Raw genomic sequence first — 18,838 nt, forward strand, 5'->3', positions numbered from 1 at the left:
TGCCCTACTCGACGGGACGCGGACCGGCCACCTCGTCGTAGTAGGACTCGGCCGAAGGGCCGAGGATCTCGTGGGCCTCCAGGAACATCTCGTGCGCCTCGTGGCCCACCCAGCCCGCCGGGAGGAGTTCGGTCGGCAGGTCCGGGTCGCGGAAGGGGAACTTGCGGTAGTCGTACGTCAGCCGCATGCGCTCGACCAGCGCCTCCTCGGGGCTCAGATGCCCGTTCCGGTAGGACGGCATCCGGCTGCGGTAGGTGCGCAGCAGCTCGCGGTAGTCCTCGTTGAGGGCGGCCAGGTCCCAGCTGCGCGCCGCCATCTCGCGGTCGACGGGCAGCCCGCCGGACTGGCAGCGCAGGGTGTCCAGGCGTACGGCCGGCTCGTCCGCGAACTTCTCCCGGACCTGCTGGAGGCGGTCGTGCGGGGAGACGTAGGTGGACGGGGCCAGCGGGCCGAAGCCCAGCCAGGCCAGGTCCTTGCGGATGCGGTCGCGGATGCCGCGCTCGGTTTCGGGGACCGAGTAGATGACCATGTACCAGTGCCGGTCCCAGTCGGACGGGGCCCGGTCGAAGATGCGTGAGCGGCCCTCGTCGAGGAGCTGGAAGCTGCGCTTGTTGAGCGCGTAGAGCGTCTCCCTGCCCTCGCGTCGCACGTCGAACCAGCCCTCCTTGCGCAGGCGCGCGAGGACCACCCGCACCGTGCTCTCGCCGACACCGAAGCAGCCCATCAGTGTGCTGAGGGTGCGCAGCCGGGCGGTGCCGCCGCGGTAGCGGACGTAGTCGCCGAACAGGTCGAAGACGATCGATCGAGGCTTCACGAAACCGACTATGTCACACGGACGGCCGTCGAGAAGATGGGTCATGCAGCTGGGAGAACCCGTGTGTCCACACGAGAAACGGCCTCGCCAATGCGCAACAAATTATTGACGCCCGTGTATCCATTGACACAGGACGTTCGCGGGGCTGAGGCTGGGCCTGTACTCGACGTGGAGGCAGGGACCATGGTTTCTCGGATCGCTTGCGTGGGAGGCGGCCCCGGCGGGCTGTTCTTCGCGGCGCTCATCAAGCAGGCCGATCCGTCGGTCCAAGTGACGGTCTTCGAGCGGAACCGCGCGGAGGACACCTTCGGCTTCGGCGTGGTGTTCTCGGACGCGACCCTGGCCGCCATCCACGCGGCGGATCCGGTGCTGCGCACGGCTCTCGCCGAGGACGGCCGGCACTGGGACGACATCGAGGTGCGGCTGAAGGGACAGCGGATCCGGTGCGGCGGCAACGGCATGGCCGCCATCACCCGCAAGACGCTCCTCCAACTGCTGCGCCGGCGGGCCGAGGAGGTCGGCGTCGAGCTCCGCTTCAGCCACGAGGTCCCCGCGGATCCGGCGCAACTGGCCGACTACGACCTGATCGTGGCCGCCGACGGGGCGAACTCCCGCTTCCGTGACCGTCTCGCCGACGTGCTCGTGCCGGAGGTGGAGGTCGCGACCGCCAAGTTCATCTGGTTCGGCACCGACTACCTCTTCGACGGCCTGACCTTCGTCCACGAGCACGGCCCGCACGGCACCTTCGCCGTGCACGGCTACCCGATCGGCGACGGCGTCAGCACCTTCATCGTGGAGACGGACGAGGAGACCTGGCGCCGGGCCGGGCTCGACGAGTTCGACACCGCGCAGCCGCCCGGCCCGAGCGACGACAAGAGCAAGCAGTACCTGGAGAAGCTCTTCGCCGAACAGATCGACGGCCACGAACTGCTGGTCAACAACTCGCGCTGGGGCAACTTCCGCACCCTGCGCACCCACCGCTGGCACAGCGGCAACGTGGTCCTCCTCGGCGACGCGGCACACACCGCGCACTTCTCCGTCGGCTCCGGTACCAAGATGGCCATGGAGGACGCCGTCGCACTCGCCGACAGCGTCCTCGCCCACCGTGACGACGTGCCGAGCGCCCTGGAGGCGTACGAGGCGGCGCGGCGGCCCTCGGTGGAGAAGATCCAGGGCTCCGCCCGGCCGAGCCTGTCCTGGTGGGAGCACTTCGGGCGCTATCACGACGCGTTCGAGCCGACGCAGTTCGCCTTCCACTTCATCTCCCGGAGCATCGGCAAGGAACGCATCGCACGCCGCGACCCGGAGTTCGTCGACGCGGTCGTACGGGACTGGCGGGCGGCACACGAGGGTCTCGATCCCCTGGACACGCCGTTCAGGGAGTTCGCCGGACGGCGGCTGACCGCGGCCGACCTCGCGGCGTTGCGCTCCGCGGGGTGCCTGTGGCTCACCGCACCGGAGGGTGAGGCTCAACTACCGCCCATCTACGAGGAGTTGGCCGACGCCTTGAACGGTGACGCACCTCCGGACCTGGTCGCCGTACAGGGCGGAAGCCCGTTCACCCGGTCGCTGCTCGCGGAGCAGGCCCGGCTGGTGCACGGCGTTCCCGTGCTGATCGTGGAGGACGGGATGGACGACGACCGGGCCGAGACGCTGCTGCTGTCCGGGCGCGCCGATCTGGTGGGACGGGAGCAGGCATGAGCATCAAGGCGGAAGCAGTCACGACCACGAACCTGACGCCGATGTTCGCGCCCGAGGGCGTGGTCGTCATCGGCGCCTCGAGGCAGAGCGGAAAGCTGGGCGCCGCCATGGCCCGGTCCCTGGCCGCCTTCCCCGGCGCCCGTGCCCTGGTCAACGCGCGCCGCCCCGAGCCCGACCAGGGCGTGTACGCCTCGGTCGCCGAAGCGGTCGCCCATACCGCCGGACGGCTCGATCTGGCCGTCCTGTGCGTGCCCGCGGCCGGCAGCGCGGACGCGCTCGCCGAAGCGGCCGCCGCCGGCTGCCGAGCCGCGCTGGTCTGCGCCGGCGGTTTCGGCGAGGCGGGCCCTGCGGGCGAGGAGCACGCGGACGCGGTTCGCCGCGTCGCCCGGGAGACGGGCATCCGGATTCTCGGCCCCAACACCTCCGGCTTCTTCGCCCCCCACCTGGAACTCACGGCCAGCTTCGTGCCCGCGGCGGGACAGATTCCGGCCGGGGACATCGCGGTGGTCGCGGCCAGCGGCGGCGTCAACCACGCGCTCGCCTTCGACCTGGTCGCGGCCGGGAACGGAATCAGCCTCGGCGTCGGCATCGGGGCAGGCCTCGACGTCACCGCCGCGGACGTCCTGGAACACCTCGTGGGGGACGGTCGTACGACGGCCGTGGCGCTGCATGTGGAGACGGTTCCGGACGGGCCGCGGCTGGTGAACGCCGTACGCCTGCTGGCCGCCGTCAAGCCGGTCGTCGCACTGGTCGTCGGACGCAGCGACGTCGGTGACTTCGCCCGCTCGCACACCGGGGCGCTCGCCACCTCCTGGCGCACGACGCGGGCCGTGCTGCGGCAGGCCGGAGCGGTGGTCGTGGACGACGAACGGGAGATGGTGGACGCGCTCACCGCGCTCTCCCGCATCCAGCTGCGCCCCCACCGGGACCCGGGCCTCGGCATCGTGACCGCCCAGGCCGGGCCGGGACTGCTGCTCGCGGACCGCGCGGGGGCCGACGGCATCCGGATGCCGGAGCTGACCGCGACCACCCAGGGCACGCTGAGCGAGCTCCTGCCGCCACTCACCTACCAGCGCAATCCGGTCGACACCGGCCGGCCCGCCGAGACCTTCGCCCGCGTCCTCGCCGCCACGGCCGCGGACGAGGCGGTGGACCTGCTCGCCGTCTACGCCCTGACCGAGCCGGACAGCGTCGACCTCGCCTCGGCCGCCCAGGCCGCCGGACTCGGGGCGGACTCCCCGGCCGTCGTGGTCGTCGGGGGTCTGCCCGAGGACGTCGCCGAGCAGCGGGCGCGGCTGCACAAGGCGGGGATTCCGGCGCTGACCGGACCGGCCTCGGCCGCCGGTGCCGTACGGGCGCTGGTGACGCATGCGCGCCAGCGGGCCGTGCGGGCCGACGCGCCGGTGCGGGCGACGGCGGCCTCCGTGCCGTCCGGCCCGCTGGACGAGGACGCCGCCAAGACCTTCCTCGGCGGGCTGGGCATCCGCACCCCGGACCGCGTCGCCTGCGACTCCCGAGCCGACGCCCACTACGCCCTGCGCCTGCTGGGCGGGCCCGTCGCGGTCAAGGTGCTCGACGCCGCGATCCTGCACAAGACGGAGATCGGCGGAGTCCACCTCGGCGTGCGCACCCCCGACGAACTCGACGCGGCACTGGACGCCATCGGCCCCGACCGCCGCTACCTGGTGGAGGCCATGGCCCCGGCCGGCGTCGACCTGGTGCTCGGTGTGCGGCGGGACCCCGTGTTCGGGCCGGTCGTCCTCGTGGGACTGGGCGGCACGGCCGCCGAGGCGCTCGCCGACGTGGCGATACGGCTCGCCCCGCTGTCCGTCGCCGAGGCCGCCGGGATGCCCGACGACCTGGCCGCCCGCGCCCTGCTCGACGGCTGGCGCGGCGGGCCGGTACTGGACCGCGCCGAGTTCGGACGGGTCGCCGCCGCACTCGCCGCCGCCCTGGCGGCGAGCCCGGACACCGCCGAGGTCGAGATCAACCCGCTGCGTCTCACCGCCGACGGACTGATCGCACTGGACGCCGTGATCGTCCCCACCGCTGCACCCGCACAGGACCGCTAAGGAGAACGACCATGCCCAGGCCGAGCAGCAAAGGCGCTGTGCCCTGGCCCGAGGAGTACGCGAGGCGATACTCCGACCAGGGCTACTGGGAGGGGCACGCGATCGGCGACCGGCTGCACGCCGCCACCGACGCCGCTCCCGACGCGGTCGCACTCGTCGACGGAGACCGGCGGCTGACGTACCGTCAACTCGCCGAGCACGCCGACGCCACCGCACTGCGCCTCGCCGCGCTCGGGCTCCGCCCGGACGACCGGCTCGTGGTGCAGCTGCCCAACACCGCCGAGTTCGTGATCCTCACGTACGCCTGTCTGCGCCTCGGCGTCATCCCGGTGATGGCGCTGCCCGGGCACCGCAGACACGAGGTCGGTTACCTGGTCGAGCACAGCGAGGCGGTCGCCGTCGCCGTCCCCGACTTCCTCAAGGGCCACGACCACCAGGCGATGGCTCTCGACATCGCCGAGGACTCGCCAACTCTCAGGCACATTCTGGTCCTTGGTGACAAGGTCGGTGAGGATGCCGTGGATCTGGGGGAGTTGTGCTCCGCTCCCGGCACTCCGGCAGACCGGGCCGCCGTGGACGCGTACCGGCCCGACAGCCGCTCCATCGCCGTCTTCCTGCTCTCCGGCGGTACCACCGGACTGCCGAAGCTCATCGCCCGTACGCACGACGACTACGTCTACAACGCCCGCCGCAGCGCCGAGGTCTGCGCGTTCGGCGCGGACACCGTGTACTTCGCCGCCCTGCCCCTCGGGCACAACTTCCCGCTCGCCTGCCCCGGCCTGCTCGGCACGCTGCTGAACGGCGGCCGGGTGGTCCTCGGCTCCCCCAACCCGGAGAAGGCGTTCCCGCTCATCGAGCGCGAGGGCGTCACCGCGAGCGCCCTGGTCCCGGCCGTCGCCCAGGCCTGGCTGGACCACCACCAGGAGAACCCGGGGACCGGCCTCGCCTCCCTGCGCGTCCTCCAGGTGGGTGGTTCCCGGCTGGCCGACCACGTCGCCCGCCGGGTCCGCCCGGAACTGGGCTGCACGCTCCAGCAGGTGTTCGGCATGGCCGAGGGGCTGCTCAACTACACGCGCCTGGACGACCCGGAAGACGTCATCTGTACGACCCAGGGGCGCCCCATGTCCGAGGGCGACGAACTCCTCGTCGTCGACGAGCTGGGCGACCCGGTCCCCGACGGCACACCCGGTGTGCTGCTCACCCGGGGCCCCTACACCCCGCGCGGCTACTACCGCGCCGAGGAGCAGAACGCCCGCGCGTTCACCGAGGACGGCTGGTACCGCACCGGCGACATCGTGCGGCTGCTGCCCGACGGCAACCTCGTCGTCGAGGGCCGCGACAAGGACATGATCATCCGGGGCGGGGAGAACATCTCCGCGGAGGAGATCGAGAACTTCGCCTACCAGACCCCGGGGATCGCCCGTGCCGCCGCCGTGGCGATGCCCGACGACCGACTCGGCGAGCGGGTCTGCCTCTACGTCGTACCGGAACCGGGGCACACGGTGACCCTCGACGACGTCCACCAGGTCATGGAGCGCGCCGGTGTCGCCCGCTTCAAGTTCCCGGACCGGCTGGAGATCGTCCCCGAACTCGCCGCCACCAAGGTCGGAAAGATCGACAAGAAAGCCCTGCGCGCCGACATCACGCGCCGGCTCGACGCCGAAGGAACCCCCGATGACCAGTGACTCCGGCGGTACCACACCCGTCATAGCCCCGGAGGAGACGGACCCCGAACTCCGCAAGCTGTACGACGGATTCACAGCAGCCGGGCTCATTCCCCTGTGGACAGAGATCGGCAACCTCATGCCGCTCACCCCGCAGCCCGAGGCCGTCCCGCACGTCTGGCCCTGGGACACGCTGCTCCCGCTCGCCCGCCGGGCCGGTGACCTGGTGCCGGTCGGGCGCGGCGGTGAGCGGCGTGCCATCGCGCTCGCCAACCCCGGACTGCCCGGACGCCCCTACGCAACTCCCAATCTCTGGGCGGCGGTTCAGTACCTCGGTCCGCGCGAGGTGGCCCCCGCGCACCGCCACGCGCAGGGCGCCTTCCGGTTCATCCTGGAGGGCGAGGGCGTGTGGACGGTCGTCAACGGCGACGCGGTCGAGATGCGTCCCGGCGACCTGCTGCTCACCCCGTCGATGCACTGGCACGGCCACCATCATGTCGGCGACGAGCCGATGGTCTGGCTGGACGGCCTCGACATCCCGCTCGTGCACCGGCTCGACGCCGGCTTCTTCGAGTTCGGCGAGAACGGCGTCTCGGACCGGTCGACCCCGTCCCGGTCCCGGAACGAGCGGCTGTGGGGTCACCCGGGGCTACGGCCGATCGCGGCCCCGGTCAGCCCCAACTCCCCGCTTATGGCCTACCGTTGGGCCGACACGGACGACGCCCTCACCGCCCAGCTGGAGCTGGAGGACGAGGGACACCCGGGCGTCATCGAGCCCGGCCACGCCGGGATCCGCTTCACCAACCCCGCCACCGGGCGCGACGCCCTCGCCACCTTGCGCACCGAGATGCACCGGCTGCGGGCGGGCGCCACCACCGCCACCCGCCGCACTGTGGGCTCCTCGGTCTGGCAGGTCTTCCGCGGCAGCGGCACGGTCACCCTCGACGACCGCGTGATCGAGGTGGCCGACGGCGACCTGATCGCGGTTCCCTCCTGGTGCGCCCTCACCATCGCCGCGGACACCCGGCTCGACCTGTTCACCTTCAACGACGCGCCCGTCTACGAGGCGCTCGACCTCGCCCGCACCGAAACGCTCACCCGCACCGAAACACTCGCTCGCACCGAAACGACCGGGAGTACCCGCGCATGAAGCTCGCCACCATCCGCACCGCCGACGGCACAGCGGCCGTCCGTCTCGACGGCGACCGTGCCGTGGAGACCGGCGCCACCGACGTCGCCGCCCTGCTGCGCCGCCCGGACTGGCGTACGTACGCGGCCGCCGCCGACGGTCCGACGCACGACGTGGCCGCCCTCGACCTGGCCCCGGTCGTGACCACCCCGGCCAAGATCTTCTGCGTGGGCCACAACTACCGTGCCCACATCGCGGAGATGGGCCGTGAGATGCCGTCGTACCCCGCTCTCTTCGGCAAGTTCGCCAACGTCCTGCTCGGCGCCCGCGACGACATCGCCCATCCGGGCGAGACGGAGGAACTGGACTGGGAGGCCGAACTCGGTTTCGTCATCGGCTCCCGACTGCGCCGCCGGGCCACCAAGGACGAGGCGGCGGCCGCGATCGCCGGCTACACGGTCGTGAACGACATCTCCATGCGGGACTGGCAGTGGCGCACCCCGCAGTGGCTGCAGGGCAAGGCGTGGGAGGCCAGCACTCCGGCCGGGCCCTGGCTGGTCACGGGCGACGAGATCGACGACGCCGCCGATCTGGAGATCCGCCTCGAGGTGGATGGCGAGGTCATGCAGCGTTCGCGCACGTCCGACCTGCTCTTCACCCCGGCGGACATCGCCGCGTACCTCAGCACGTTCACGACGCTGGAGCCGGGCGACCTCGTTCTCACCGGTACGCCGGGCGGGGTGGGCGCGGCCCGTGACCCCAAGGTGTTCCTGAAGCCCGGACAGGTCGTACGGACCGTGGTCGAGGGGATCGGGGAGTGCGTGAACACCGTCGTCGAGGACAAGCAGCCGTGACACCGCTGGAGTGGGCGGAGGAGGGGCAGCTCGCGCTGCAGCGATCGGTCGAGGCGCTGCCTGCCGACGCGGTGACCGAGCCGTCCTCCCTGCCCGGCTGGACCCGCGGCCACCTGCTCACCCACCTCGCCCGCAACGCCGACGCTTTGGTCAACCTGCTGACCTGGGCCCGGACGGGGATCCGTACGCCCATGTACGACTCTCCGGACCAGCGCGGCACGGACATCGAGGCGGGCTCCGGACGGCCCCTGGCCGAACAGCAAGCGGATGTACGAGAGTCCGCCGACCGCTTCCGGAAAGCCGCCGAGGCACTCTCGCCCGACGCCTGGTCGGCCACCGTCGTCAGCGCGCAGGGCCGCGAGATCCCGGCATCGGAGGTGCCCTGGCTGCGGGCCCGCGAGGTGTGGATCCACCTGGTCGACCTGCGCGTGGGCGTCGGCATGGACGCGCTGCCGCCCGACTTCGCCTGGGCCCTCGTACGCGAGGTGGCAGGGTGGATGTCGGCCCGTATCGCCCCGGGTGTCGGCGCTGAACTGTCGGCGGACGGCCACGACCCCGTCGTCCTGGGCACACCCGCCCCCGGCGTCACGGTCACCGGACCGCCGCACGCCCTGGCCGCCTGGCTCACCGGCCGCAGCGGCACCGACGAACTGCACATCACCGGTGAACTCCCGGAACTTCCACGCTGGCTGTGAGCCGGATGTGGCTGATCGATCAAAGGAGATCGACATGAGCGAGACCTTCGTCCTGGTGACCGGAGCCTGTCACGGCGGATGGGCCTGGCGCCCGGTCGCGGCCGAGCTGAGAGCTGCCGGACACCAGGTGCACACCCCCACCCTGGCCGGGCTGGGCGCCGACGACGACCCGCGCGGCGTGACCCTCACCGACTGTGTGAACAGCCTCGTGGACTACGTCGAACGTGCCGGGCTGACCGACATCACCCTGCTCGGCCACAGCTGGGGCGGCTTCGTCCTGACCGGCGCGGCGGCGAAGCTCGAAGCCCGGATACGGCGCCTGGTGTTCTGGAACGCGTTCGTCCCGAACGACGGCGAGTCCCTGATCGACGCGTGCCCGCCGCACTACGGCGAGATGTTCCTCGGCGTGGCGGCCGCCTCCGGCAACGACACGGTGACGTTCCCGTTCGAGGTCTTCCAGCAGGCGTTCATGCAGGACGCCAGTGAGGAGACGCAGCGCCTGATCCACTCCCTGCTCGTTCCGCAGCCCCTGGGCACCTTCACCGAGAAGGCGGACACGACGGCGTTCGCCGCGCTCGACATCCCCACCGCCTACATCCTGTGCACGGAAGACCTCGCCCTTCCCGGCGAGTGGGCCTGGGCCGACCGCTTCCTGCCACGACTCAAGAACCCGCTGGTCATCGAGACTCCGGGCAGCCATGAGGCCCTCTTCACCCGTCCCGCCGAACTCGCAGACGCCTTCATCCGCGCCTGCGCCACCCAGTAGGCGGCCATCCCCGCCGGTGTTAGCGTGCGAGCCGATGAACAACCGTGCTGAGCAGCAGCGGGGCCTGATCGGACGGGTCGGTGAGGTCACCGCACTGACCCGCGCGCTGGGGGTTGCCTGCACGGGGCGGCCACTGGACAGCGCTCTTCAGGGTGCGGACATGGACGCGGCTCCGCCGGGCGACATCCTGGTCTTCAACCGGGCGGCACAGCGGTCGGTGCTCGCAGGCTGCCCGGAGACGGTGGTTCCGCTCGGCGGGACGCACACCTTCCCGGTGGACTCGCCCGCGGGTTGTGCCCTGGCCGCCGGCCGGGCTGTGCGGCAGCGGATCGACGCCGAAGCCCTGCGCTGGTGGGCGGCCGGCTCACCCGAGCGCGCCCGCAGCATCGAGGCGCATGGGATGCACTCGATGATGCTGGTGCCCCTGCGGGCGCGCGGCGTCACCCTGGGGCTGGCGATCCTCGCCCGCCACCGCACCGCGGACCCCTTCGACCGGGACGACATGATCCTGACGGAGGAGCTGGCGGCTCGAGCGGCGCTGTGTGTGGACAACGCCCGCCGCTACACCCGGGAACGCGCTGTCGCGCTCGCCCTGCAGCGCAGCCTCCTTCCCCGCCACGCGCCCCGGCAGGCCGCGGTGGAGGTGGCCTCCCGCTACCTGCCCGCCCATGCCCGGGCCGGCATCGGCGGCGACTGGTTCGACGTCATTCCGCTCTCCGGCGCCAGGGTGGCCCTGGTGGTGGGCGACGTGGTCGGCCACGGCATCCGGGCCTCCGCCACCATGGGCCGGCTGCGCACCGCGGTGCGCACCCTCGCCGATGTGGATCTGACGCCCGACGAGCTGCTCACCCAGCTCGACGATCTCGTCGTACGCCTGGACCGTGAGGACTCGGTGGACGACGGCACCGATGCGGCCGGGGAGGACGTCGGCGAGGTCGGGGCCACCTGTCTCTACGCCGTGTACGACCCCGTCTCCGGGCGCTGCTCCATGGCCAGGGCAGGCCATCCCCCGCCGGTTCTGGCCACCCCGGACGGCACGGTCGGGCTGCTCGACGTACCGGCCGGACCTCCGCTGGGGCTCGGCGGCCTGCCTTTCGAGGTCGCCGAATTCGACCTGCCGGAGGGCAGCGTGCTCGCCCTGTGCACCGACGGTCTCGTCGAAGCCGGAGGACGTGATCCCGACGCCGGGTATGCCCTGCTCCGTGACGCCCTCGCCGACCCCGGCCGCCCCCTGGAGGAGACGTGCGAGACGGCGGTGCGGAGCCTGCTGTCCGACCCCCGTACCGACGACGCCGCACTCCTGCTGGCCCGCACCCGGACGCTGGGCGCCGACCGGGTCGCCACCTGGGACCTGCCCGCCGACCTCGCGGTCGTCGCCCGCGCCCGCGAACTGGCCTGTGCCCAGTTGTCCGCGTGGAACCTGCCCGAGGACGCGGTCTTCACGACCGAGCTTGTCGTCAGTGAACTCGTCACCAACGCCCTGCGCTACGGCGGGCCGCCCGTCCAGCTGCGGCTGATCCGCGACACCTCTCTCATCTGCGAGGTCTCCGACGCCAGCAGTGCCGCCCCTCATCTTCGCCGTGCACGCGTGTTCGACGAGGGCGGCCGGGGCCTGATGATCGTCGCCCAGCTGACCGAGCGGTGGGGCAGCCGCCATACGGGAAGCGGAAAGACGATCTGGGCCGAGCAGATCCTGCCCGCTCCGTAGGAGACTGTGCCGGATCGCTTGAGCCATGCCGAGCGAGTGTCGGCTCCCCGCGCCCAGAGACGGACGAGTCAAGCCCGTCCGTGTGCCTCGTGCGAGCGTCGTGACAGGGAGTCGATGACCACCGCGGCGAAAAGCACCCCGCCCGTGATGATGAACTGGACGGCGGTGGGGGTGTCCGTGATCGACATGCCTGAGGCGATCGACTGGATGATGAGGATGCCGAGCACCGCGTTCCAGGGCGAGCCGCGTCCCCCGAAGAGACTGGCGCCGCCGATGACCGCTGCGGCGATGGCGTTGAGCAGCAGGATGCCGGAGCCGGAGTTCTGGCTCACCGAGGTGATCCGCGAGGCCAGGAAGAGGCCGCCGATCGCGGCCATGGTGCCGGAGACCGCGAGTACCGCGGTCCGCACCCGAGTCACGCTGAGGCTGGCGCGCCGGGCCGCCTCGACGCCGCCGCCCAGGGCGTAGACCTGCCGTCCGTAGTGCGTGCGGCGGAGCACGACGTCGAGGCCGGCCACGAGTACGAGGAAGAGCAGGAGGGCGAGCGGCAGGCCCTGGAACCGGTTGAGCACATACGCGGCCGCGAACGCGATCACCGCGAGTGCTCCGCTGCGCGCCGCGATTCCCCGCAGCGAGCGATGCGGCATGCCGACGGCCTTGCGCCGCCGTCTGTCCTGGTGGGAGACGAGGAAGACCACGCCCGCCGCGCCCGCAGCCACGCCGTAGGCGACGCCGTCATGGGTGAAGTAGTAGCTGGTCAGCTTGGCCACCAGCCCGTTCTCGTCGAGGTTGATGGTGCCGCTGGTCCCGAGGACGGAGAGCATGAAGCCGTTCCACGTGAGCAGCCCCGCGAGCGTGACGACGAAGGCCGGCACCCGGGTCCTGGCGAAGGAGTAGCCCTGAACGGTCCCCGCCGCGGTGCCCGCGAGGACCGCGACGATGAGGGCGAGCCATTCCGGCACGCCGTTGTTCACGTTCAGTACGGCGAAGACAGCCGCCGCGAGGCCGCTGATCGAGCCGACCGACAGGTCGAGTTCACCGAGCAGCAGCACGAAGACGATACCGACCGCGATCAGCCCGGTGCCCACGATGTCCACGCTGAGATTGGACAGGTTCCGGGGCGAGAGGAAGTTCTCGTTGAGGGCCTGGAAGATGATCCAGACCGTGACGAGGACGAGGACGACAGGGAACGAGCCCAGTTCGCCGGCCCTCACCTTGCGTCGGACGGCGGCACCCCAGCCCCGCACCGCGCGGGTGACGGCCTGCCCGCCGTGCGGCCGGCTGGTCCTGGCGGTGGGCGCGGCGGGTTCGGGCTGCGTGTCGTCCGCCATGTTGCGCATCCCTTTCACCATCCGGCCTCCCGGTGGGCCATCCGGCGTGGCACGTTTTCCGTGGCGCCGGTGACGGAGGAGATGATCTGTTCCTGAGAAGCGGTGCTCACGTTGAAGAAGCCGTTGTTGCGGCCGAGCCGCAGGACGGCGGCCCGGTCCGCGAGAGCTTTCACGTCCCCCATGTTGTGGCTGATGAGCAGTACTCCCAGACCGCGGTCACGGAACTGGTCGACGAGGTCCAGGACCTCGGTCGTCTGGTCGAAGCCGAGCGCCGCGGTCGGTTCGTCCAGGAGGAGGAGCCGCGGGTCGCCGAGGAGCGAGCGGGCGATGGCGACCGTCTGCCGCTGACCGCTGGACAGTGACACGACGGGAGCACGCAGATCAGGAATGCTCCTGGTCAGGCCCTCCAAGAGGTGTCTGGTGCGGCGCTCCATCTCCACCTCGTCGAGGAAGCCGAACCGGCGGATCTCCCGCCCGAGGTAGACATTGCCCACGACGTCGAGGTTTCCGCACAGGGCGAGGTCCTGGTAGACGGTGGCGATACCGAGGTCACGGGCGTCGTGGGGGCGCTTGATGTGGACCGTCCGGCCCTCCCACGTGATGACGCCCCGGTCCGCGGGCGTCACTCCGGAGATCGCTTTGACCAGGGTGGATTTGCCGGCCCCGTTGTCGCCCAGCAGGGCCACGACCTCACCGGCGCGAATCTCCAGCTCGATGTCCGTGAGGACCTCGACGACGCCGAAGCGCTTGCACACGCCGTGCAGCGCCAGCAAGGGGGGAGTCGGCACGGAGAACATCTCCTTCCCGGACCGGACCTCGTGAGGAACCGACCAGTCAGGTCAGCCCGGCGTCATTGCAGGCGGTGGCAAGTCGGGGCGTACAGATCTGCTGGACCGTGTACACGCCGTCCTTCACCAAGGTGTCCTTGATGTTGTCGACCGTCACGGACACGGGGGCGAGCATGACGGCCGGAACCTCCTCGCCCGTGCTGGTCCTCACCTTGTCCTGGGCAACCGGGGCGAGGCTTTCACCGCGGGCGGCAGCCACGGCCAAGGCGGCTCCGGCGGACGCCTCGGGGCTGAAGGGCTTGTAGACGGTCATGTACTGATCGCCGTCCACGATGCGCCGTACGGCTGCCAGTTCGGCGTCCTGCCCGGTGACCGGGGGCAGCGGATCGACCTTGTTCGCCTTGAGGGCGGTGATGCTGCCGGCGGCGAGGCCGTCGTTGGCGGCGTAGACCCCGTTGATGTTGCCGACGCCGAGGGCCGAGATGGCGGCGGACATGTTCATGTTCGCAGTCTCCGTCCGCCACTGGAGGGTGTCGTACTCCTTGCCGATCCTCACCCTCCCATCGAGGACGGACAGCGCGCCCTTCTTGAACGACACGGCGTTGGGGTCACTGGGATCGCCGTTCATCATGACGATCTGGCCGTCGCTCACCGTGTCACCCATGGCCTTCAGGAGCGACCTGCCCTGGAGCTTGCCGACTTCCTCGCCGTCGAAGGAGACGTAGCCTGCGATCGGGCCCTCCGCGAGGCGGTCGTAGGCGATGACCGGGATGTCCGCCTCGTCGGCCTTCCTGACCGCGGCGCCGAGTGATCTGGCGTCGACGGCCACGAGCACGATGGCATCGACCCCCTTGGCGATCATCGAGTTCATCTGTTCCTGCTGGATGGCCACATCGCCCTTGGCGTTGGTGTGCTCGACCGCGCAGTCGGCGCACAGCTCGTCGATCTTCCTTTCGAGCAGGGGCCGGTCCTGCCCCTCCCAGCGGGCCGTGGTGGCGTCCGGAAGGAGCAGGCCGATCCTCGGTGCGTCGTTCCCGTCGCTGTCCTTCCCGGCGTCGGGTCCGCAGGCCGCGAGGGCGACGGCCGTGGAGACGGCGGACATGGCGAGGGCCGCCTCCCGTGTGCAGGCCTTCATGCGGGGGACCTCCTTCGTCGGCTACCCGTGACCGGCCGTCGACGGGCGCGAGGTCCAACGGCCGCGCCCCGCCGGCGTTCGCCAGGTGGCGGACGACCGGTGCACGCAGAACCGGCGGCGGCAGGCGCGCGTGGGACACGGCGTGAGGGGCCCGCACGAGGTCGGGGCCCTGTCAGCAGGGCGTGACGGCGTGCGACGCCGATCGCTGTGGTGAGTCTGCTCGCGTGCTGAGGCCTCCGCCCGACCGTCCCGGCATCGGCAGTCGGCGGGCCGCCGCGATACCGAAGCCCGACGTCAGACTCCAACGCACCGCGTGGAAGGAGCAACACGACCACGTCGTCAGTGTGGCACCGGGGGCGGTGATCTGCGAATGCACCGGCGCTCCGCGACCCGTGACGACCACCGGGAATCTGTCCGTTTCCTGCACATATGAGACTCTGGTAGGTGGGTGCCTGGTCTCCCAGCGCATCGGCACCTGCGCCATGGGCGGGAGGTACGTTGCGGACATGCCTCATGACGGCCGGGCCCGGGCCGGAGTCACCGAGGTGCGGGCAGCCGAGGCCGGCACGGCAGGCAGTGGATCTCCTCAGCCTGCGATGCCGGAGGCCGCCGTGAGCGATCGGGCCCTGACATTCGCCGGCGTGGAACTGGCAGCGGTCTATGTGCCCGACGCCGACAACGAAGAGCTTCGGCTGGTGGAGACGGCCGGACGCGCCACTTCCCCGTACGGCGTGCCGGAGGGGGTGCCGGAGCGTCTGTCGCTGTCCGGCGGCTCACCCGCGGCGCACGCCTTCCACACCGACCGGCCCGTGTGGCTCACGCCGGCCGTACTCACCTCCTACTTCGAGAACGCGCCGGCGCCACCGCGAGCGGAGATGGCCCTCGGCGCGCTGCCTCTCGTGTCCGGGAGCAGACGGCTGGGCTGCCTGGTCGTCATGGGCGGGTCCGCGGACGGATTCGCGGCCGAGCAACGGCGCTTCCTGGAGCGCTATGCCGACGCGATCGCCAACCTCTTGCAGGCCGCCACCGGTCGCCCCGACCCTTCGGCGGTGCTGCATCCCGCGCTGCGGAGTCTGCGCGTGGGCACCTTCGTCCTGGTGCCGGACACCGGCCTGATCGAGGCGGACGAGGCGCTCCTCGAACTGGTCGGCATCACGCCGGACGACTTCGACGGCAAGGCCGACACCCTGCTCGCGCATGCCTTCCCGGAGGACATGCACGCACTCATGTCGCTCCTGGAACCCAGAGGCCAGGCATACGACCGGCGGGAGTTGGAGTTCCGTGTCCGGCGCCCCACCGGTGAAATGCGCTGGCTGAGTCTGAGCTGCCGAACGGCGGCGGGCACCGACGCTCGGCCGGAGCAGGTGCTGGGCGTGGTGACGGCGACGTCGGTCCTGAGCCGGAGCGCCGATGACGTCTCCAGGATCCAGTGGCTGACCGCCGCACTCGACGCCGCGGCCACGGTCCGAGACGTCGGCCGAGTGGCCGTCACCGCACTGCGCGAGCCGCTGGGCGCCGACCGCGTAGCGCTCGCCGAACTGCACGAAGACCGGCTCATGGTCACCGTGCTGGACCCGCCGCAGCCCGCCGCCTGGCCGGAGATATGGCGCTCCCAGTGGCGTTCGGAATGGCCCGACGCGCCCGTCAGCGCTCTTCCCACCCTGCAGCTGGCCCTGCAGGACGGACGTATGGACCTGTGGCCCGCCGGGTCGGCCCTCGAATCCGGACTGGCAGGCATCGGCAGCGGCGGTCTGGCCGTGCTGCCGCTCCCCGCCAAGGGGCGGGTCGCCGGCGTGTGCCTGGTCGGCTGGGACCATCCGCACGAGTTCGTCCCCGAGGAACGAACACTGCTGACCGCCACCGCCGCGCTGGTCGGACAGGCCCTCCAGCGTGCGCACGCGCACGACGCGGAGCAGGAACTCGCGACCATGCTCCAGCGCAGCCTGCTGCCCCGACGCCTTCCTGAACTGCCCGGGTGCACGGCCGTCGCACGCTATCTGCCCGCCCTGAGGGGCCTGCAGGTGGGCGGCGACTGGTACGACGTCATCGCCCTCTCCGAGGAGCGGGTCGCACTGGTCATCGGTGACGTGCAGGGACACAGCGCCGGAGCCGCGACGATCATGGGCCAGATGCGTACCGCGGTCAGGGCGTACGCGGTGGAGGGCCATCCGCCCGACGTGGTCGTGTCCCACGCCAACCGCCTCCTCGTCGGCATGGAGACCGATCTGTTCGCCACGTGTTGCTATGTCGAACTGGACCTGGAGGAGGGCAACACCCTGTTCGTACGGGCCGGCCACCTCTCACCATTGGTGCGCCATCCTGACGGACGTACCGAGGAGGTGGAGGTCGAAGGCGGGCTCCCGCTCGGCATCCTCGCCGAGGCGGAGTTCCCCATGACCGCGCTCGCGCTGGAGCCCGGAACGGTGCTCGCCCTGGTCACCGACGGTCTGGTCGAGGCCTCCGACCTGCCCTTGGACGAGGGCATGCACCGCACGCGCACCGCACTCGCCGCGGCCGATCCGGCCGACCCGGGGCGCATGGCCGACGAACTGCTCGGCGACGTCGGCCGACGTGAGGACGACGTGGCCCTGTTGCTGCTGCGCTACGACGGCCTGAAGACGCGGCCGATCCGGGCCGACTGGGTGGTGTGGCGGCTGCCCGACGCCGTCATGCACGCCCGCCGCTTCACCGCGCGCACTCTGCGCCGGTGGAAAACCGAGGAAGCAGCCGACACGGTGCTCCTGGTCGTGTCCGAGCTGGTCACCAACGCGCTGGTGCACACCCAGGGCCCGGTCCGCGTCGATCTGACGCTCCGCGGTGACCGCGTACGCGTCAGTGTGAGCGACTCCTCGCCCCGGGCGCCCGCGAAGCCGGTGATCGTGGACTGGGAGTCGACCGGCGGCCGGGGCCTGCTTCTCGTCGAGGCGATGTCGGACTCCTTCGGCTCGATGCCCGTGGCCGGCGGCAAGCAGGTGTGGAGCGAGATCGCTGTGCCGCGCTCCGAGTCCGCACCCGCGGACTCGGAACCTCGGCCAGAACGAGGGGTCCTGCCATGAGGACACGTATCCGGCATGTCGTCGCGGCGCTGGTCGCCGGCCTCATGACGATCCCCTTGGCCGCCTGCGGAGGAGACGACGAGGCGGGCGCGGACAGCTTCACCGTCGGCCTGCTGCTGCCCAGCCGAGCGCTCCCACGCTGGGAACACTCCGACAAGCCCTTCATCGAGCAGCACCTGAAAAAGCTCTGTCCCCGCTGCACGATGGAGTACGCCAACGCCGAGAACGACGCGACCAGGCAGCTGCACCAGGTCACCTCCATGATCACCAAGGGGGTCGGAGTCCTGATCCTCGACGCCGCCGACACCAGGGCGCTGCGCTCCTCCATCCGGCAGGCACAGCAGGAGGGAATCCCCGTCGTCGCCTACGACCGGCTCGCCGAAGGGCCGATCTCCGGCTACGTCAGCTTCGACGGCGAGGAAGTCGGCAAGCTCCAGGGCGAGGCACTCCTGAAGGCCATGGGTGAAAAAGCGGACGACGAGAACGTCGTCATGATGAACGGCGATCCCACCAGCCCCAACGCGGCGTCGTACCGCAAGGGCGCCCTGTCCGTCCTCAAGGGCAAGACGAAGATCGCCAAGTCGTACGACAACCTGGGGTGGACCACGGCGAACGCCCACGCCAACATGTCCGCTGCCGTGTCGGCTCTGGGCCCGGACCGAATCGGCGGGGTCCTGGCCGCCAACGACGCCATCGCGGCAGGCGTCATCGCCGCCCTCAAAGCCGCCCATGTGCGAGAGCTTCCTCCGATCACCGGCCAGGACGCCGAACTCGCGGCCGTGCAGCGCGTCATCAGAGGCGAGCAGTACATGACGGTGTACAAACCATTCAAAGCGGAAGCCGCCGCAGCCGCAGCCATGGCTGTCGCCCTGGGACGCGGCGAGGACGCCCGCGACATCGCCACGACGGCGATCGACAGCCCCACCACCCGGAACATCCCGTCCGTCCTGCTCACTCCGACCGCGGTGACGGCCGACACCATCAAGCAGACACTCGTCAAGGACGGCGTGTACAGCGTCGACCAGATCTGCACCCGGGAGCTCCAGCCCGCCTGTGACGAAGCCGGACTCACCCGGTGAGGGCACAGTCCGGTGCTCGGCGCTGCTCTGGGGCGGACGGCGCGAG

General features: G+C 71.1%; 13 protein-coding genes and 1 pseudogene. 10 read left to right on the plus strand and 4 right to left on the minus strand.

Annotated features, from left to right (window positions below; translation table 11 throughout):
* Positions 1 to 4 precede the first annotated feature (4 nt).
* Positions 5 to 814 (minus strand): PaaX family transcriptional regulator, encoded by an 810-nt coding sequence (locus tag OG252_RS49305; RefSeq protein WP_266446711.1) that lies wholly within the window; start codon positions 812 to 814, stop codon positions 5 to 7.
* A gap of 204 nt (positions 815 to 1,018) precedes the next feature.
* On the opposite strand from OG252_RS49305, the gene OG252_RS49310 reads away from it, so the two are divergent.
* From OG252_RS49310 to OG252_RS49345, 8 genes and pseudogenes are all read left to right on the plus strand, one after another.
* Complete coding sequence (locus OG252_RS49310) at positions 1,019 to 2,515, plus strand: FAD-dependent monooxygenase (protein ID WP_329344689.1); 1,497 nt, start codon at positions 1,019 to 1,021, stop codon at positions 2,513 to 2,515.
* Positions 2,512 to 4,587 carry an acetate--CoA ligase family protein gene (locus OG252_RS49315; RefSeq protein WP_329344691.1) on the plus strand — a complete coding sequence of 692 codons (2,076 nt, stop codon included), beginning with the start codon at positions 2,512 to 2,514 and terminating at the stop codon, positions 4,585 to 4,587. Before OG252_RS49310 ends, OG252_RS49315 begins: the two co-directional genes overlap by 4 nt.
* 11 nt (positions 4,588 to 4,598) lie before the next feature.
* Positions 4,599 to 6,272, plus strand: coding sequence for a (2,3-dihydroxybenzoyl)adenylate synthase (locus tag OG252_RS49320; RefSeq protein WP_329344693.1), 1,674 nt, complete (start codon positions 4,599 to 4,601; stop codon positions 6,270 to 6,272).
* Positions 6,262 to 7,401 (plus strand): cupin domain-containing protein, encoded by a 1,140-nt coding sequence (locus OG252_RS49325; RefSeq protein ID WP_266446722.1) that lies wholly within the window; start codon positions 6,262 to 6,264, stop codon positions 7,399 to 7,401. Before OG252_RS49320 ends, OG252_RS49325 begins: the two co-directional genes overlap by 11 nt.
* The gene (locus tag OG252_RS49330) at positions 7,398 to 8,234 is read left to right on the plus strand and encodes a fumarylacetoacetate hydrolase family protein (protein WP_266446725.1); all 837 of its coding nucleotides are present in this window, start codon (positions 7,398 to 7,400) and stop codon (positions 8,232 to 8,234) included. The genes OG252_RS49325 and OG252_RS49330 overlap by 4 nt, the downstream gene beginning before the upstream one ends.
* A complete protein-coding gene (locus OG252_RS49335; protein ID WP_266446727.1) occupies positions 8,231 to 8,929 on the plus strand; it encodes a maleylpyruvate isomerase family mycothiol-dependent enzyme in 699 nt (232 codons plus the stop codon). Before OG252_RS49330 ends, OG252_RS49335 begins: the two co-directional genes overlap by 4 nt.
* 34 nt (positions 8,930 to 8,963) lie before the next feature.
* The gene (locus tag OG252_RS49340) at positions 8,964 to 9,695 is read left to right on the plus strand and encodes an alpha/beta fold hydrolase (protein ID WP_266446730.1); all 732 of its coding nucleotides are present in this window, start codon (positions 8,964 to 8,966) and stop codon (positions 9,693 to 9,695) included.
* Positions 9,696 to 9,762: 67 nt separating this feature from the next.
* Positions 9,763 to 11,403, plus strand: a pseudogene (locus OG252_RS49345) (ATP-binding SpoIIE family protein phosphatase); the annotation flags it as partial.
* 68 nt (positions 11,404 to 11,471) lie between these two features.
* Here OG252_RS49345 and OG252_RS49350 read toward each other — a convergent pair.
* From OG252_RS49350 to OG252_RS49360, 3 genes are read right to left on the minus strand one after another with little or no spacing between them, the layout of a single operon-like run.
* Positions 11,472 to 12,743: a sugar ABC transporter permease gene (locus OG252_RS49350; protein WP_266446782.1), complete on the minus strand. Its 1,272-nt coding sequence runs from the start codon at positions 12,741 to 12,743 to the stop codon at positions 11,472 to 11,474.
* Positions 12,744 to 12,748: 5 nt separating this feature from the next.
* A complete protein-coding gene (locus tag OG252_RS49355) occupies positions 12,749 to 13,531 on the minus strand; it encodes an ATP-binding cassette domain-containing protein (RefSeq protein WP_266446784.1) in 783 nt (260 codons plus the stop codon).
* A 37-nt stretch (positions 13,532 to 13,568) separates the two neighbouring features.
* Complete coding sequence (locus tag OG252_RS49360; RefSeq protein ID WP_266446787.1) at positions 13,569 to 14,657, minus strand: sugar ABC transporter substrate-binding protein; 1,089 nt, start codon at positions 14,655 to 14,657, stop codon at positions 13,569 to 13,571.
* 596 nt (positions 14,658 to 15,253) lie between these two features.
* Here OG252_RS49360 and OG252_RS49365 point away from each other — a divergent pair.
* On the plus strand, positions 15,254 to 17,713 hold the full coding sequence (locus tag OG252_RS49365) for a SpoIIE family protein phosphatase (RefSeq protein ID WP_443068518.1): 2,460 nt from the start codon (positions 15,254 to 15,256) through the stop codon (positions 17,711 to 17,713).
* Positions 17,710 to 18,792, plus strand: a complete 1,083-nt coding sequence (locus OG252_RS49370; protein WP_266446792.1) for a sugar ABC transporter substrate-binding protein — start codon at positions 17,710 to 17,712, stop codon at positions 18,790 to 18,792. The genes OG252_RS49365 and OG252_RS49370 overlap by 4 nt, the downstream gene beginning before the upstream one ends.
* The last annotated feature ends 46 nt before the right edge of the window (positions 18,793 to 18,838 follow it).

Origin of the sequence: Streptomyces sp. NBC_01352, assembly GCF_036237295.1 — a bacterium.
GTDB classification, from domain to species: Bacteria; Actinomycetota; Actinomycetes; order Streptomycetales; family Streptomycetaceae; genus Streptomyces; species Streptomyces plumbiresistens.